This is a genomic window from Mesorhizobium sp. M1E.F.Ca.ET.063.01.1.1, from assembly GCF_003998155.1.
GTDB lineage: Bacteria > Pseudomonadota > Alphaproteobacteria > Rhizobiales > Rhizobiaceae > Mesorhizobium.
Map to the genome: position 1 here is coordinate 1 of NZ_RZSC01001087.1, position 1,485 is coordinate 1,485.

2 protein-coding genes are annotated in these 1,485 nt (G+C 67.5%); one reads left to right on the plus strand and one right to left on the minus strand.

The window, feature by feature from the left end:
• Positions 1 to 960 (minus strand): MFS transporter (locus tag EOA29_RS36245; RefSeq protein ID WP_145970038.1); only part of this gene is annotated, 960 nt, incomplete at its 3' end.
• A 195-nt stretch (positions 961 to 1,155) separates the two neighbouring features.
• Here EOA29_RS36245 and EOA29_RS36250 point away from each other — a divergent pair.
• Positions 1,156 to 1,485: helix-turn-helix transcriptional regulator (locus EOA29_RS36250; RefSeq protein WP_145970039.1), on the plus strand; the 330-nt coding region annotated here is incomplete at its 3' end.

The following is a 1,485-nucleotide window of genomic DNA, read 5'->3' on the forward strand; positions in this document are numbered from 1 at the left end:
GATGCGGCTCGCCTGCGCCGGCGGAAAGGCCCAGCCGACGATGCCCCACGGCACCATCATTCCCATCAGCGCCGGGCCGGCGATGGAATGCGGCAGGAAGGTGGGGATCAGCGAGAATGTCGCCAGCATGGCCGCGCTCAGTGCTAAGGACCAGCAGACGGTGCGCGCAGCGCCGAAGCGGTCGGCTGCCTGGCCGCCGGCGATGTTGCCGATGACGGCGCCGACGCCGAAGGCGAGCAGCATGCCGGGCAGCGCAAGCGGGCTGAGACCGCCGCCCTCGATGGCCAAGGGCGCAATGAAGGCAAAGACCGTGAAGGCGCCGACCAGCGCCAGCACGGTCGTCGCGAGGATGGGCATCACGCCGGGACGGACCGCCGCCGCCAGCCGAGCCTTGAGCGGCAGCCTGGTGCCGACGATGCCGCGCGGCAGCCGCCACCACAGGATCGCGCCGGCCAGCGCGCCGAGCCCGGCAATGGCGAAGAAGGTGCCGCGCCAGCCGGCGATGGCCGCGACCAGCGCGCCGAGCGGCGCGCCGACCGCCACCGCCACCGTGGTGCCGCCGACGACGACCGCGATCGCGCGCGCCCGGTGATGGTCATCGACCAGCGCCACGGCCGTCCCTTGAGCGGTTGCCGCGAACAGGCCGGACGAGAGCGCCATGACGATGCGCGCGATGAGCAGCAACTCGAAGGACGAGCTCACCGCCGCGACGAGATTGCCGATCACGAAGAACACCAGCGTCCACAGGATGACGCGCCGCCGGTCCCATTCGCCGGTCAGCGTCGCCAGCACCGGCGCGCCGATCGCATAGGCGAGCGCGAAGGCGGTGATCAGCGAGCCGGCGAGCGGAACGGAGATGCCGGCATCCGAGGCAATGTCGGGAAGAAGGCTGGAGATGACGAAGCCTTCGGTCGAGATCGCGAACGATCCGAGCGCAAGCCAGTAGATCCGCTTGTCCATGAGGATGTGCCCTTAGTTCAAAAGTTATTGAACAATTGGACATGAAGGGGCATGATGTCAACCGAGCCAGGGGAAAATAGCTGAACCCTGCTGACAGCCCTGTGTCAGTACGGGGCTCGAAATGAAGATCTCATGTGACCCGGCATGACAAGGAGACGCGTTGAAGTTGGTTCCGTTTGTGCTTAATTCTCGGCCATGACCCTGCCCCACCCAACCACCGACCAGATCAGCCTGCCGATCGTGCTCGCCGTGCTCGGCGACCCGACCCGGCTTGCCATCGTGCGCTATCTCGCCAGCAAGGAAGGCGTGCCGCTGAACTGCAGCAAGTTCCTCGACCTCGCCTCCAAGACCAACCTCAGCTACCACCTCGCCAAGCTGCGCGAGGCGGGTGTGACACGTGCCGAAGTGGTCGGCACCAGCCGGCTGATCACGCTGCGCCGCGACGACCTCGACAAGCGCTTCCCCGGCCTGCTCGACAGCGTGATCGCGGCAGCCGGCGAGGACAAGGCGCTGCCCATCGTCGGC